A 13,305-nucleotide genomic window follows, 5' to 3' on the forward strand; every position below is an offset into this window, starting at 1 on the left:
CCCCTGGCTGTGTCAAAGGAAATTCGGCCATCGGCAGTGCAAGGGTACGCGCGTAGAATCACGGGCTTCAACCTTGCTGAGGCTAACCATGCGGCCCTTGATTCTTGCTTCGAGCTCCACCTATCGCCAGGCGCTGCTGCGCCGCCTGAACCTGCCCTTCGAGAGCCGCTCGCCCGAGCTCGACGAAACACACCTGCCAGGCGAAGCGGCCCTGGCACTGGTGCACCGACTGGCAGAGGGAAAGGCGCGCGCACTGGCCGGTCACTACCCTTCCCACCTGATCATTGGCTCCGATCAGGTAGCTGTATTGGGCGAGCGCATACTGGGCAAGCCGGGGGGCTTCGAGCAGGCACTGGAGCAGTTGATGGCGACCAATGGCCAGCAGGTGACCTTTATGACAGGCCTGGCCTTGCTTGATACCCATACCGGCCTGTGCCAGGTAGACATGGTGCCTTTTTCAGTGACCATGCGTACGCTGCCTGAAAGCGCCCTCGCCCGCTACCTCCAGGCCGAACAGCCCTATGACTGCGCTGGCAGCTTCAAGGCCGAAGGGCTGGGCGTGAGCCTGTTCGAACGTACGGAAGGCCCCGACGCCACCAGCCTGGTCGGCTTGCCACTGATTCGCCTGGTGGCGATGCTGGCACAGGCTGGGGTGGATGTTCCATAAAGCGGTTCAGCGCAAGGCTGGGCCATTAAACCCCATAAACATCGCCAACTCGCTGGCCACACTGGCGCCCAGCTTCTTGGAGAAACGGTCCAGCGGGGAGTCTTCTACCGTGAAGTCCACCAGGTCTTTGGCGTGAATGATGTCTCGGGCCACATGGCTGCTGCTGCCCAGGCCGTCAATCAGCCCCAGTTGAAGGGCTTGCTCACCCGACCAGATCAACCCCGAGAACAGCTCGGGATGGTCCTTGTCCTTCAGGCGATCGCCACGGCCGGCTTTCACCTGTGCAATGAACTGCTGGTGGGTGGTGTCCAGCACACCTTGCCAGAAGCGTGTTTCAGATTCCTTGGCAGGCTGGAATGGGTCAAGGAAGGCCTTGTGCTCGCCCGAACTGTAGGGGCGGCGCTCCACGCCCAGCTTTTCCATGGCTCCCACAAAACCGTAACCGGCGGCTGTCACCCCAATGGAGCCCACGAGGCTGGCCTTGTCGGCATAAATCTCGTCTGCGGCACTGGCAATGTAATAGGCACCTGAGGCGCCCAGGTCAGCAATCACTGCATACACTTTTACATCAGGGTGCAGCCCGCGAAGGCGTTTGATTTCGTCATACACGTAGCCGCTCTGGACAGGGCTGCCGCCGGGGCTATTGATGCGCAACACCACGCCTTTTACCTTGGCGTCATCGAAAGCGGCCCGCAGGCTAGTTACGATATTGTCGGCGCTGGCACTTTCTTTGTCCGCGATCACGCCTTTAACGTCGATCAAGGCAGTGTAGGCACTGCCTTTGCCTGCCGCTTTTTCGAGCTTGCCGAACGGCGAGAAGAGAAACAGCATGCCCACTAGATAAAGGAAGGTGAGGCTTTTGAAAAAAATGCCCCAGCGCCGAGCGCGGCGCTGCTCCTGAACACTTGCGAGCAATGTTTTTTCCAGCAGCTTCCAGCTGCGCTCATCACCAGAGCGAGGGCCCTGCTCACCTTCGGCCGAGGGCGCTTTCCATTGATCTGACATCCGCTACTCACTTCTGGCTGATAAGGGTTCACCTGGCTGCAGCCAGGCGGTCAACTGGGGAAAACGATCGATAGCCAGCACGGGTTCGTAAGCCAGCAAGGCCTTCAGCTCGATGGCGCCGTAGCCAACGGCTACACAAGGCATGCCGGCATTGCGAGCCATCTGCAGGTCAAACGCCGAGTCGCCGATCATCAAGGCTCGCTCGGGGCCTACACCACAGTGCTGGAGGATCTCTTCCAACATCAAGGGGTGTGGCTTGCTGCGGGTTTCATCGGCGGCCCGGGTAATGTCAAAGAACGTGTCCAGGCCATGGGCCTTGAGGACGCGATCAAGGCCACGGCGGGCCTTGCCTGTGGCGACGGCCAGTTGAAAACCGTCGCGCCGGAACCGTTCGAGCCCTTCGAGCACCCCGTCGAACAAGGGGGAAGGCGTGGCCTCCAATGCAATGTAGCGCTGGGCATACTGGTCACGGAAGGCCCCCACCGCCGCTTCATCCAGTTGCGGGTACAGTGAAAGGATCGCTTCGGGCAGGCCTAGCCCGATAATGCCCTTGACCTGGGTAGCGTCGCGGGGGGCCAGATCACAGCTGGCCGCCGCATGCTGCATGGCATCGACGATACGGCCAATGGAGTCGGCCAAGGTGCCGTCCCAGTCGAACACCAGCAGGTCATAATCAGGCATTGACCAGCTTCTCCACCGTAGCGGCCCACATTTCATCGACAGGGGCCTGCACGTCAAGACGGCTACCGTCCGGCAATGTCACGGACAGGGCATACGCATGGAGGAACAACCGCTTGCCGCCGAGTTCGCGCACTTCACGGCTGAAATCTTCATCGCCGTATTTAGGGTCCCCGGCGATGCTGTGGCCGGCATGCAACGCATGCACGCGAATCTGGTGTGTACGGCCGGTGATGGGCCGCGCTTCGACCATTGTGGCGAAGTCGCCAAACCGGCGCAGTACCTTGAATACCGTCAAGGCCTCCTTGCCCTCAGGGTTTACTTCCACCATCCGCTCGCCGGAGCGCAAGTTGCTTTTGAGCAAGGGGGCGTTGACCTGCTTCTTCGCAGTGGCCCAGTGGCCTCGCACCAGTGCCATGTAGCGTTTGTCTACCCCATCACCTCGCAAGGCCTCATGGAGGTGGCGCAACATGCTGCGCTTCTTGGCAATCATCAGCAGGCCGGAGGTGTCTCGGTCCAGGCGGTGTACCAGCTCCAGCTCCTTGGCGTCCGGACGCAACTGGCGGAAGGCTTCGATCACGCCAAAGCTCAGGCCGCTGCCGCCGTGTACGGCAATACCGGCAGGCTTGTTGAGAATGATCAGGCCTTTGTCTTCGTGAACGATAGCGGCCTCCAGGCGCTGCAGCAGGCCTTGGGCGACTGGCACCGGCGCATCACGCTCGGGCAGGCGCAGCGGTGGCACCCGCACAATGTCACCCGCCTGAAGCTTGTACTCGGGTTTGATACGGCCCTTGTTCACCCGCACTTCGCCCTTGCGCAAAATGCGGTACACAAGCGTGCGTGGCACACCCTTGAGTGCAGTGATAAGAAAATTGTCGATGCGCTGGCCGGCAAGTTCCGGCGCAACTTCAAGCAACTGAACGCCTGAAGTTGGAGAAGAGGTCGTGGTCATGGGCCAGATAATATCAATTTTTGAGCCATTTGAAGCACTTAATGTTTGCTGCTATAGTCCCGAGCGCCGCCATGAGCGGATGGGGAGTGACAGACGGTAAACGACCGCCGCTTACCCATTTTCAAAAGAGGACGCGAGGCCGTCCGACGGGGCTTTCACCGCGCGGCGAACCAGTGGTTCGTACAAGGCGCAGCCTGGCAGGAATGTATCGAGTTCAACAAGGCGGCCTTATCGGGCCTTGTGTAGTCGAGTATTGCGGCTTACATGAAAGCGCAGTGGTTCCATCAGGTGAAGTGATGAAGGCTTCGGAAATACAAGCCTTAGTTTTTTTAGCGTGCGGCGGCCAAAAGGCGCCGTGATAAATGCCAACCCGTTGCGGATTCAGCGCGCGGCAGCACCCGAATTATCAGGGATACGTGTAGGGTGGAGATGCACAGGTAACGTGCCGTGTGGCGCCGAGCCCCGCCAGTGGAAACCCCGGTGCGACCGTTGCCCAGGGCCAGCACGCGGCACGGCCGGCGCGCACAGACGCTTTCGAAGCGTCCACGGCTGGGTACCTGATTCCTCCTCCTGACTGAGTGCTTTTGACACCACACAAAGGCAGGACGCGTCGCCGCGGCGCAGGCTCAACGAAGCCTCGCCGCTGGCAAGGAAGCTGTAAAAGCCTCCCTCGCACCTGAACACCGACCGTGAGAAGTCGTGTGTGCCGAACGCCGTTTCCGGCAGCCCGGAAACCGACGGTACTACATGAAAAGAATGCTGATAAACGCAACTCAACCCGAAGAGTTGCGCGTAGCGCTGGTAGATGGCCAGCGCCTCTACGACCTGGATATCGAATCCGGTGCGCGTGAGCAGAAAAAAGCCAACATCTACAAAGGCCGCATTACCCGTATCGAGCCTAGCCTCGAAGCGGCCTTCGTGGACTTCGGCTCCGAGCGCCACGGCTTCCTGCCCCTCAAGGAAATTTCCCGCGAGTACTTCAAGAAGGCACCTGAAGGCCGTGTAAACATCAAGGAAGTGCTGAGCGAAGGCCAGGAAGTCATTGTCCAGGTCGAGAAGGAAGAGCGCGGCAACAAAGGCGCCGCCCTCACCACCTTCATCAGCCTGGCCGGCCGCTACCTGGTGCTGATGCCCAACAACCCCCGTGCCGGTGGCATCTCGCGCCGCATCGAAGGTGAAGAACGCAACGAACTGCGTGAAGCCCTCAACGGCCTGGTCGCCCCCGCCGACATGGGCCTGATCGTTCGTACTGCCGGCCTTGGCCGCAGCAGCGAAGAAATGCAGTGGGACCTGGATTACCTGCTGCAGCTGTGGACCGCCATCAAGGAAGCCTCCCTTGACCGCTCTGCCCCGTTCCTGATCTACCAGGAAAGCAATGTCATCATTCGCGCCATTCGCGACTACCTTCGCCAGGACATCGGCGAGGTGCTGATCGACAGCGTCGAAGCCCAGGAAGAAGCCCTGACCTTCATCCGCCAGGTGATGCCGCAGTACGCCAGCAAAATCAAGCTGTACGAAGACAGCGTCCCGCTGTTCAACCGTTTCCAGATCGAAAGCCAGATCGAAACCGCCTTCCAGCGCGTGGTGGAATTGCCATCGGGCGGCTCCATCGTGATCGACCCTACCGAGGCCTTGGTGTCCATCGACATCAACTCGGCGCGTGCCACCAAAGGCAGCGACATCGAAGAAACAGCCCTGCAGACCAACCTGGAAGCGGCTGAGGAAATCGCCCGCCAGCTGCGCCTGCGTGACATCGGTGGCCTGATCGTCATCGACTTCATCGACATGACACCGGCCAAGAACCAGCGCGCCGTGGAAGAAAAGGTCCGCGAAAGCCTGGAAGCCGACCGTGCTCGTGTACAGGTGGGCCGCATCTCCCGCTTCGGCCTGCTGGAAATGTCTCGCCAGCGCTTGCGCCCGTCCTTGGGCGAAAGCAGCGGTATCGTATGCCCACGCTGCAGCGGCACCGGCATTATCCGGGACGTGGAATCGCTCTCGCTGGCCATTCTGCGCCTGATCGAGGAAGAAGCCCTCAAAGACCGTACCGCCGAGGTACGCGCACAGGTGCCTATCCCGGTTGCAGCCTTCCTGCTGAACGAAAAACGCAATTCGATCACCAAGATCGAGCTGCGCACCCGTGCCCGTATCATCATCCTGCCGAACGATCACCTGGAAACGCCGCACTTTGAAGTGCAACGCCTGCGTGACGACAACCCGGAAGTGCTGAACACGCAGTCAAGCTACGAAATCGCTGCCGCTGAAACCGAGGAAGTGCAGCCCGTTGCTGCGACCCGCACCTTGGTTCGCCAGGAAGCGGCCGTCAAAACCGCACCCGTGCGTGCCAATGCGCCCATGCCTGCTAGCGAAGAGCCGGCCACCGCACCGGCCGCTGCAGCACCGGTGGCTACGCCGTCGGTTGGCGAGCCTAGCCTGTTCAAAGGCCTGGTGAAATCGTTGGTCAGCCTGTTCGCAGGTAAGGAAACCCCAGCTGCGCCGGTCGCCACCACAGCTGCCGCCCCCGCTGCAGCCAAGCCGGCCACCGATCGCACGTCACGTAATGACGAGCGTCGCAACGGCCGCCAGCAGAGCCGCAACCGTAACGGCCGGCGTGACGAAGAACGCAAGCCGCGTGAAGAGCGCAGCAGCCGCGAAGAGCGGGCACCGCGTGAAGAGCGCGCCCCTCGTGAAACACGCGAAGAGACCGCAGCACCCCGTGAAGAACGCGCGCCGCGTTCAACCCGCGAAGCTCGCGCCCCACGCGAAGACCGCCGTTCGCGCGAAGACCGCCCAGTGCGCGAACTGCGTGAACCCCTGGACGCCCCGGCTCAATCCCAGGCACAGCCCGCGGCTCGCGAGGAGCGCCCTGCACGCGAAGAACGTGCCGAGCGTGCACCCCGTGAAGAACGCGTAACGCGTGAGGAACGCGCACCTCGTGAAGAACGTACGCCCCGCGAGGAGCGTGCGCCACGCGAAGAGCGCCAGCTGCGCCCGCCGGTCGAGGAACCTGCCACCTCCGCTGTTACTGCAGCTGAAGACGCTGTGTTGAACGATGAGTCGCAGGATGACAGCCAGGACGGTAACGATAACGACCGCCCACGCCGTCGCTCTCGCGGCCAGCGCCGTCGCAGCAACCGTCGTGAGCGCCAGCGTGATGCCAATGGCAACCTGATTGGCGGCGAAAGCGAAGACGATCAGGCACCAGGTGAAGGCGAAGCAGTTGAAGGCGCACAGGTGATTGCTGCCGCTGCGGCAGTGGCTACTGACACGGCCATCACCCCGGCTGCCGAAGCTCAGGCCCATCAGCAGGCCGAAGCCGCCACTGCCAGTGTGCAGTCGGCTGAGGCTACCACTGCACCTGAGATCGTCACCACACCCAATGAACAGGCGCCTTCCATTGTGCCTGAGCCTTTGGAGCGCTTGACCAAAGCGTTGGGCGCCGATACGTCGGGCGTCGATACGACGGCTGTCGAAGCCCCTGTGGTCGAATCACCTGTGGCCGAAGTCGTGCCAGAGCCGTTGCCTGAGGTCGCTGTAGCGCCCGTTGTGGAACAACCTGTACAGCACGTGGAGGTGCCAGCAGCGACCGAAGCCGCTGAACAGCCTACCGCTCCAGTGGTTGAGCAGCCTACGCGTGTGGCGCTCTCCCAGGCGCCTGTTGAGGCTGAAGCACCCGTGGCAACACTTGCGGCTGCCGTGGAAGCTCCAGCGGCTGACGCACCCATTGCAGAGGCACCCGCTGCCCAGGATCCGGCCCCTGCACCTGTTGTTTCGGCCAATGGCCGTGCGCCCAATGACCCTCGTGAAGTACGCCGCCGCAAGCGTGAAGCCGAACTTGCTGCTGCCGCTGCCCGCGAGGCCGAAGACGCTGCCCGCCTGACCAACGCCAATGCGCTTGCACAGGTTCAGGCACCGGTTGAAGTGGACGTACCGGCACCGGTAGTCGTTGAACCCGCAGCGCCTCAGGCGTCAGCTGAGTCGGCCCCTGCTCCTGTAGTGGAAGCAGACCCGGTTGCGCAGCTGGTCGCCGAACAGGCCACCGACGACGCCCTGCCGCAGGCTCACATCCCTGCCACGGAGGCGCCAAGCCAGGCGCCTGCTTTTGACGAGCCTCGCCAGGGTGCGGAAGAAAGCGCTGCACAGGTGAACGACACCGAGAAGCACAACAAGGAACCCAAGCCTCAGGCCTGAGCCCTTGCATAAGAAAGCCCCTGTCATCGTACGGTGACAGGGGCTTTTCTTTGGCCGCGAGCCGGGAAACCATGAAGGTCGGGCGCTTAAGCAAGGTCCTTAGGCACGTCTACGTCCCGTACGATGCCGGGGTCATTGACCTCCAGCAGTGTCACCCTCCCCTGTTCAAACAGCCGACGCCCCCCCTGGTCGCCATTGAGGGCACTCAGTGCCTGGCCGTAAGTTGCGCCAAAACCCACAGGGTGGCCACGCTGCCCCTCGTAAACAGGGAGGCAGATACCTTCAGGGGTCATGCCGGCATACACGCTTTGTATCGTATGGGGCCTCACCCAGGGCATGTCGCCAAGGGCTACCAACCAGCCTTGGGCCGTAGGATAGGCGCCGACAGCAGCACTCAGGCTGTCCCCTATTCCTGATGACGCCACGTCCAACAGATCGAAGCCGTATTGGCTGGCAAGTGCTTTCAGTTCATCACGACGCTCACTGTCACGCCTTACCACCAGTACGCCTGTGCCCGACCATCCCGCGAACGCACGCAGTGCATGCTCAAGTACCGGTCGCCGAGCACCGTCCCGTCCAATACAGGGGGCCAGCAGCTTATTAGAAGGTATCCCTGCCTGCTCAACAAAGCGTCGCCCGTAACCTGCGGCCAACAGAATTGCACACGTGCGTTTCATGTGGCCTGGTTCTTGAGGGCAACCACCTGTGCCATGAGTGACAAGGCAATTTCGGCGGGGGTATGGCTACCAATGGGCAGCCCGATAGGCCCATGCAAGCGGGCCAGTGCAGCCTCGCTCACGCCCAAGGTAGCCAAGTTGCGTTTGCGCTTCTCGCTGTTCACTCTGGAGCCTAAAGCGCCGACGTAGAAAGCTTGTGAGTCCAGCGCGGTCAATAGCGCCATGTCATCCAGCCGAGGGTCATGGGTCAGGGCCACGATGGCGGTGCGCGGGTCTGGCTCAATGGCCAGGACTGCGTCATCTGGCATGCCAGGCACGAAGCGGCCCTGCCCGGCTTCCCAACCCTGATTGAATTCGCTGCGCGGATCGCACACCAGCACGTCAAAGTCGAGCAGCCGCGCAATGTCGGCTACGCATCGCGAAAGCTGGCCCGCACCGATCAGCAACAGCCGCCAGCGGGGACCGTAAAGCGTACGCAGGCAATGGCCATCGAAACTGTGTGCGTCATCGCGGCTCGCTGCCGACAGGCGTATGGCGCCGGTATGAAGGTCCAGCTCCCGGAGCACCAACTCATGGTCATTGCAGCGCGCCAGGAGCTCGTCAATCCAACCGGCATCGTTGAGCCATTCTTCGGTCAGGCGCAAGGTTCCCCCGCACGGCAACCCGAAGCGAGCGGCTTCCTCGACGGTGAGCCCGTAGGTTACCAATTGAACCTGGTTGCCGTTTCGCTGCAAGCGACCGTCATGGAGGCGGGCAATCAGGTCATCCTCGATACACCCCCCTGAAACGGAACCGCTCACCACACCGTCATCACGCAGGGCGAGCATGGCACCAGGAGGCCGAGGTGCACTGCCCCAGGTCTGTACAACGGTGTACAGCACCACGGTGCGCCCTTCGGCGAGCCAGTCTTTGATATCGTGTAACACGCCAAGGTCGACGCTGTTCATTCCTGCCTCTTCTGCTGATGGCGGCTGAGCCACCAGCATCGGACGGCAATGGGGCGGTGGGGTTCAGCCTGCTGGTAGCACATTGGGCTCCATTTCCAGCGTAACGCCAAAACGCGCCTGAATACTGGCCTGAATGTCACGGGCCAACGCCAGCAACTCGGGGCCTGTGGCCGAGCCATGGTTGACCAGCACCAGGGCCTGATCCTTGTGCACACCCGCATCGCCGCGGCGGTAGCCCTTCCAGCCAGCCTGCTCGATCAACCAGCCTGCCGCCAGCTTGGCCTGATGGTCGCCTTGGGCATAAGCCACCAGGCCGGGCCATTGCGCCCCAAGGGCGGCGGCCTGCGCCTGGGGCACCACCGGGTTCTTGAAGAAGCTGCCTGCGTTGCCCAGCACGGCAGGGTCTGGCAGCTTTTCCCGGCGAATTTCACAAATGGCATCGCTGACGGCCTGTGGCGTGACCTCGTCAATACCACGCGCGGCCAGGCGTTGCCGAACCGGCCCGTACTCCAAGTGCAAAGGCGCCTCACGGCTGAGCTTGAAACGAACGCGCAGGATGATCCAACGGCCGGGCTGCTGCTTGAACACACTGTCGCGGTAGCCGAAACGGCAGTCTTCCAGTGAGAAGTCGGACAGTGTATTCGTATGGCGATCCAAGGCCGTAAGGCCCGCAAACACATCCTTTATCTCAACCCCATAAGCCCCTACGTTCTGCATGGGCGCGGCACCTACCGTTCCTGGTATGAGGCTGAGGTTCTCAAGGCCTGCCAGGCCGTGTTCGAGTGTGAAACATACAAAGGGGTGCCAGGGCTCGCCGGCCTCTGCCTCCACCAGCACATGGGGGGTGCCAGCCTGCACGATGCGCTGCCCACGGCTGGCCATGCGAATCACCAAGCCCGGTACATCGCTGAGCAGCAACAAGTTGCTGCCTCCGCCCAGGATATGCACGGGCAGGGACCGGGCCTTGGCGTACTCCAGCGCAGCGACCAATGAAGCATCGTCGGTAACGTCGACAAAATAGGCCGCCTTGGCTTCAACCCCAAAGGTGTTGTAAGGCTTAAGGGAGACGGCCTGGCGAATCGACAGGGTCATCCGGCCTCCAGCAGGCGCCGGACACGCTCCAGGTCTTCGGGCGTATCAACACCCGGCGGCGGCGCAACCTGTGCATCGGCCACGTGGATGCGCACACCGTGCCATAGCGCTCGGAGTTGCTCCAGGGATTCGGTTTTTTCTAGCCAGCAGGGGCCCCAGCGAACGAAATCCTGTAGAAAGCCGGCGCGGTAGGCGTAGATGCCGATGTGACGACGATAGGGGACGCCTTCGGGCAACTCGGTAGGCCGCTGGGCCAAGGCATCACGAGCCCATGGCAACGGTGCGCGGCTGAACGTAAGCGCCAGGCCGTTCACGTCGGTGACCACCTTGACCACATTCGGATTGAATAACTGGTGCGCATCCAGCAACGGCTCACTGAGCGTCGCCATGCCTGCTTCGGCACTGGCCGCCAGGTTCGCAGCCACCTGGTCGATCACCACAGGCGGGATCAGTGGCTCGTCACCCTGTACGTTCACGACAATGGCATCGCTGCCAAGGCCCAATGCAGCAGTCACTTCCGCAAGCCTGTCAGTGCCAGACTCATGGTCATCCCGCGTCATGACAACCTCGGCCCCGAAACCTTGGCACGCCGCCTGGATGCGCGGGTCATCGGTGGCCACGACCACACGGGTGGCGCCGCTGAGCCTGGCCTGCTCCCACACACGCTGGATCATGGGCTTGCCCGCGAGGTCCTGCAGCGGCTTGCCAGGAAAACGCGTGGAGGCATAGCGTGCGGGGATCACCACCGTAAAGGGTACGGTCATTTCTCCAGGCGCTCGTCGTCGGTCAGGGTACGGGCTTCCGTTTCCAGCATCACCGGAATGCCGTCGCGAATCGGATAGGCCACCCCAGCCCCTTTACTGATCAGCTCCGTTTTGTCTTCGCTGAGCTTGAGCGGGCCCTTGCAAAGGGGGCAGGCGAGGATATCGAGCAGTTTGGTGTCCATAAGGTCCTTGCATCAGGTAGGGGCGTTGTCAGGCAGTTGCGCTGCCGATCAGGTGCGCCAGGCGGGCATCGAACCAGGCCACGAACGCCGGTGAGGGGCGTGCATCGACTGCCAGGTACCACCAGTTGGCGTGGGCAAAGCCCTGGCACTTGACCGCGTCTTTCTCGGTCATGAGCACAGGCAGTGGTGGCTCGAAAGCCAGTTGTGCAGCGCTATAGGTGGCGTGGTCGGCAAATGCATGCTCGATTGGGCGCCAGTCTAACCCTTCGAGGGTCGAGAAGAAACGCTGCGGGTTACCGATGCCTGCGACGGCATGCATCGCCTGGCCGGAAGGGAAATGATCCAGCTCCACGCGCTCCCCGGAGGCTACGTTTACCAGTGCCACAGGCTGCAATAGCATGCCGTAGCCCAACGCATTGTCAGTTGGCTGGCCATTGCACAGTACTGCATCGACGTCGTTCAAGCGTTCAGGTGGTTCACGCAGCGGGCCGGCCGGCAGGCAGCGACGGTTGCCCAGCCCACGCGCAGCATCAACCAGCACCAACTCCAGGTCGCGGGCGAGGCGGTAGTGCTGCAGGCCGTCATCGCACAGAATCAGGTCCAAGGCATGCTCGGCCAGCAGTGCACGCGCGGCCTGGGGCCGGTCGGGGTCGATGCACAACGGTACGCCGCTACGCTGAACGATCAGCAAGGGTTCATCGCCTGCCACAGCAGCCGTATCCCCTGCCGTTACCTGCCAGGGGAAACGAGGCGGCGTGGCGCCATAGCCGCGGCTGATCACGCCTACCTTCAGGCCAGCCTGCCGGCAGTGCTCGATCAACCAGAGGATCATGGGGGTTTTGCCCGTTCCGCCGACGGTGATATTACCCACGACCACCACAGGCACCGATGCCCTCCACCCGGGGCGGCTACCGTCGATGAAGGCTTGCCGGCGGCGGCCTGCCACGCGCCGGTAAAGGCACTCAAGTGGCCTAAGCAATGCCAAGGCCGGATGGCCCTTGTACCACGCGGCAAGCAAACGGTCCGAAAGCGCCATCAGCGGTTTGCCTGTGCCTCGACCGTGGTCATGCTCAACCGGCTGAAGCCCAGCTTCCCAGCGGCGTCCATGGCCGTGATAACCGCCTGGTGAGGGGTTTTGCCATCGGCGCTGATGGACAGCGGCAGCGTGTTGTCCCCACCCGATTCAGCCCGTAGCGCCGTCAGCAGCGTATCCAGGTCGCTTTTAGGTAGCACATGCTGGTTTATGGCGTAGTTGCCGTCCGCGCTGATGGCGATGTCCAGGCGCTTGGGCGGGTTCTGCTCAGGGGCGCCATTCACGGCTTGGGGCAGCTCTACCTGAAGGCCGGTTTCGCGTTTGAATGTGGTCGTGACGACGAAAAACAGCAGGAGGATGAACACCACATCGATCAGCGAGGTGAGGTTGATCTCGATGTCTTCGCGACGCCGACGAGTACGGCGAAATTTCACGCTTTGCCTCCATCCAGGTCGATATCGCGGTCGCCATGGAGCACTTCCACCAGTTTGATAGCGTCCTGCTCCATGCGTACAACCAGTTCATCGATGCGCCGCTGCAGCAGCCGGTGGAAGAATACTGCAGGAATGGCAACGATCAGGCCTGAAGCGGTCGTGATCAACGCTTTGGAGATACCCCCGGCCAAGACCGTGGCATTGGTGGTGTTGCCGCTGGCATTGAAGGCGCTGAAAATATCGATCATGCCCAGTACGGTACCCAGCAGGCCCAATAGCGGCGCCATGGCCGCAATGGTGCCTAGCGCGCCCACATAGCGCTCCAGTTCATGGATGACACTGCTGGCGGCTTCTTCGATGCACTCCTTCATGATGTCGCGGCCATGACGGGAATTCGCAAGGCCTGCAGCAAGAATTTCGCCCAAAGGGGAATGGGCTCGCAGCTCCTTGAGCTTTTCGTTGTTGAGTTGCTTCTCCTTCATCCACGTCCATACCTGAGCGATCAGGTTAGGTGGCGCAACCCGGCTTGTACGCAGGGTCCACAAGCGCTCGGCAACAATCGCCAGCGCAGCGACGGAACTCAAAATGATCGGCAGCATCATCCAGCCACCGGCTTTGACCAATTCCCACACAGTACCGTCCCTCTCAAGCAAATTTCGCCACTCTATCACAACCGCTTGCCAGAC

The 13,305-nt window shown here is 61.8% G+C and carries 12 protein-coding genes and 1 pseudogene; 2 read left to right on the forward strand and 11 right to left on the reverse strand.

Annotated elements, in window-relative coordinates:
- Window positions 1-88: 88 nt before the first annotated feature.
- The gene (locus tag HBH25_RS04215; protein WP_168081862.1) at window positions 89-667 is read left to right on the forward strand and encodes a Maf family protein; all 579 of its coding nucleotides are present in this window, start codon (window positions 89-91) and stop codon (window positions 665-667) included.
- 6 nt (window positions 668-673) lie between these two features.
- On the opposite strand, the gene HBH25_RS04220 is transcribed toward HBH25_RS04215, so the two are convergent.
- From HBH25_RS04220 to rluC, 3 genes are read right to left on the reverse strand one after another with little or no spacing between them, the layout of a single operon-like run.
- On the reverse strand, window positions 674-1,672 hold the full coding sequence (locus HBH25_RS04220; protein WP_168081864.1) for a S49 family peptidase: 999 nt from the start codon (window positions 1,670-1,672) through the stop codon (window positions 674-676).
- Window positions 1,673-1,675: 3 nt separating this feature from the next.
- Window positions 1,676-2,353 (reverse strand): HAD-IA family hydrolase, encoded by a 678-nt coding sequence (locus HBH25_RS04225; RefSeq protein ID WP_168081866.1) that lies wholly within the window; start codon window positions 2,351-2,353, stop codon window positions 1,676-1,678.
- Entirely contained in the window at window positions 2,346-3,302 is a 957-nt protein-coding gene (rluC, locus tag HBH25_RS04230; RefSeq protein WP_168081868.1) for a 23S rRNA pseudouridine(955/2504/2580) synthase RluC, read from the reverse strand. Before rluC ends, HBH25_RS04225 begins: the two co-directional genes overlap by 8 nt.
- A 747-nt stretch (window positions 3,303-4,049) precedes the next feature.
- Between rluC and rne the strand changes: the two are divergent.
- A pseudogene (gene rne / locus HBH25_RS04235) lies at window positions 4,050-7,229 on the forward strand (ribonuclease E); the annotation flags it as partial.
- Window positions 7,230-7,576: 347 nt separating this feature from the next.
- On the opposite strand, the gene HBH25_RS04240 reads toward rne, so the two are convergent.
- The 8 genes from HBH25_RS04240 to HBH25_RS04275 all read right to left on the reverse strand — a co-directional run bounded on the left by HBH25_RS04240 (window position 7,577) and on the right by HBH25_RS04275 (window position 13,251).
- Window positions 7,577-8,167: a nucleotidyltransferase family protein gene (locus HBH25_RS04240; RefSeq protein WP_168081872.1), complete on the reverse strand. Its 591-nt coding sequence runs from the start codon at window positions 8,165-8,167 to the stop codon at window positions 7,577-7,579.
- Complete coding sequence (locus HBH25_RS04245; protein ID WP_168081874.1) at window positions 8,164-9,114, reverse strand: XdhC family protein; 951 nt, start codon at window positions 9,112-9,114, stop codon at window positions 8,164-8,166. Before HBH25_RS04245 ends, HBH25_RS04240 begins: the two co-directional genes overlap by 4 nt.
- Window positions 9,115-9,177: 63 nt before the next feature.
- The gene (murB, locus tag HBH25_RS04250) at window positions 9,178-10,206 is read right to left on the reverse strand and encodes a UDP-N-acetylmuramate dehydrogenase (RefSeq protein ID WP_168081876.1); all 1,029 of its coding nucleotides are present in this window, start codon (window positions 10,204-10,206) and stop codon (window positions 9,178-9,180) included.
- Window positions 10,203-10,970, reverse strand: a complete 768-nt coding sequence (gene kdsB, locus HBH25_RS04255) for a 3-deoxy-manno-octulosonate cytidylyltransferase (protein ID WP_168081878.1) — start codon at window positions 10,968-10,970, stop codon at window positions 10,203-10,205. Before kdsB ends, murB begins: the two co-directional genes overlap by 4 nt.
- Window positions 10,967-11,152: a Trm112 family protein gene (locus tag HBH25_RS04260; RefSeq protein ID WP_168081880.1), complete on the reverse strand. Its 186-nt coding sequence runs from the start codon at window positions 11,150-11,152 to the stop codon at window positions 10,967-10,969. The genes kdsB and HBH25_RS04260 overlap by 4 nt, the downstream gene beginning before the upstream one ends.
- Window positions 11,153-11,180: 28 nt before the next feature.
- Entirely contained in the window at window positions 11,181-12,188 is a 1,008-nt protein-coding gene (gene lpxK, locus HBH25_RS04265; RefSeq protein WP_168081882.1) for a tetraacyldisaccharide 4'-kinase, read from the reverse strand.
- The gene (locus HBH25_RS04270) at window positions 12,188-12,619 is read right to left on the reverse strand and encodes an ExbD/TolR family protein (protein WP_168081884.1); all 432 of its coding nucleotides are present in this window, start codon (window positions 12,617-12,619) and stop codon (window positions 12,188-12,190) included. The genes lpxK and HBH25_RS04270 overlap by 1 nt, the downstream gene beginning before the upstream one ends.
- Window positions 12,616-13,251: a MotA/TolQ/ExbB proton channel family protein gene (locus HBH25_RS04275; protein WP_168081886.1), complete on the reverse strand. Its 636-nt coding sequence runs from the start codon at window positions 13,249-13,251 to the stop codon at window positions 12,616-12,618. Before HBH25_RS04275 ends, HBH25_RS04270 begins: the two co-directional genes overlap by 4 nt.
- Window positions 13,252-13,305: the final 54 nt, after the last annotated feature.

This window comes from Pseudomonas quercus, assembly GCF_012033695.1.
GTDB lineage: Bacteria > Pseudomonadota > Gammaproteobacteria > Pseudomonadales > Pseudomonadaceae > Aquipseudomonas > Aquipseudomonas quercus.

Coding starts and splice junctions, on each gene's coding strand:
- HBH25_RS04245 (WP_168081874.1), bottom strand. CDS start 9,114: ATGAACAGCGTCGACCTTGGCGTGTTACACGATATCAAAGACTGGCTC.
- lpxK (WP_168081882.1), bottom strand. CDS start 12,188: ATGGCGCTTTCGGACCGTTTGCTTGCCGCGTGGTACAAGGGCCATCCG.
- kdsB (WP_168081878.1), bottom strand. CDS start 10,970: ATGACCGTACCCTTTACGGTGGTGATCCCCGCACGCTATGCCTCCACG.
- rluC (WP_168081868.1), bottom strand. CDS start 3,302: ATGACCACGACCTCTTCTCCAACTTCAGGCGTTCAGTTGCTTGAAGTT.
- HBH25_RS04240 (WP_168081872.1), bottom strand. CDS start 8,167: ATGAAACGCACGTGTGCAATTCTGTTGGCCGCAGGTTACGGGCGACGC.
- murB (WP_168081876.1), bottom strand. CDS start 10,206: ATGACCCTGTCGATTCGCCAGGCCGTCTCCCTTAAGCCTTACAACACC.
- HBH25_RS04260 (WP_168081880.1), bottom strand. CDS start 11,152: ATGGACACCAAACTGCTCGATATCCTCGCCTGCCCCCTTTGCAAGGGC.
- HBH25_RS04220 (WP_168081864.1), bottom strand. CDS start 1,672: ATGTCAGATCAATGGAAAGCGCCCTCGGCCGAAGGTGAGCAGGGCCCT.
- HBH25_RS04225 (WP_168081866.1), bottom strand. CDS start 2,353: ATGCCTGATTATGACCTGCTGGTGTTCGACTGGGACGGCACCTTGGCC.
- HBH25_RS04215 (WP_168081862.1), top strand. CDS start 89: ATGCGGCCCTTGATTCTTGCTTCGAGCTCCACCTATCGCCAGGCGCTG.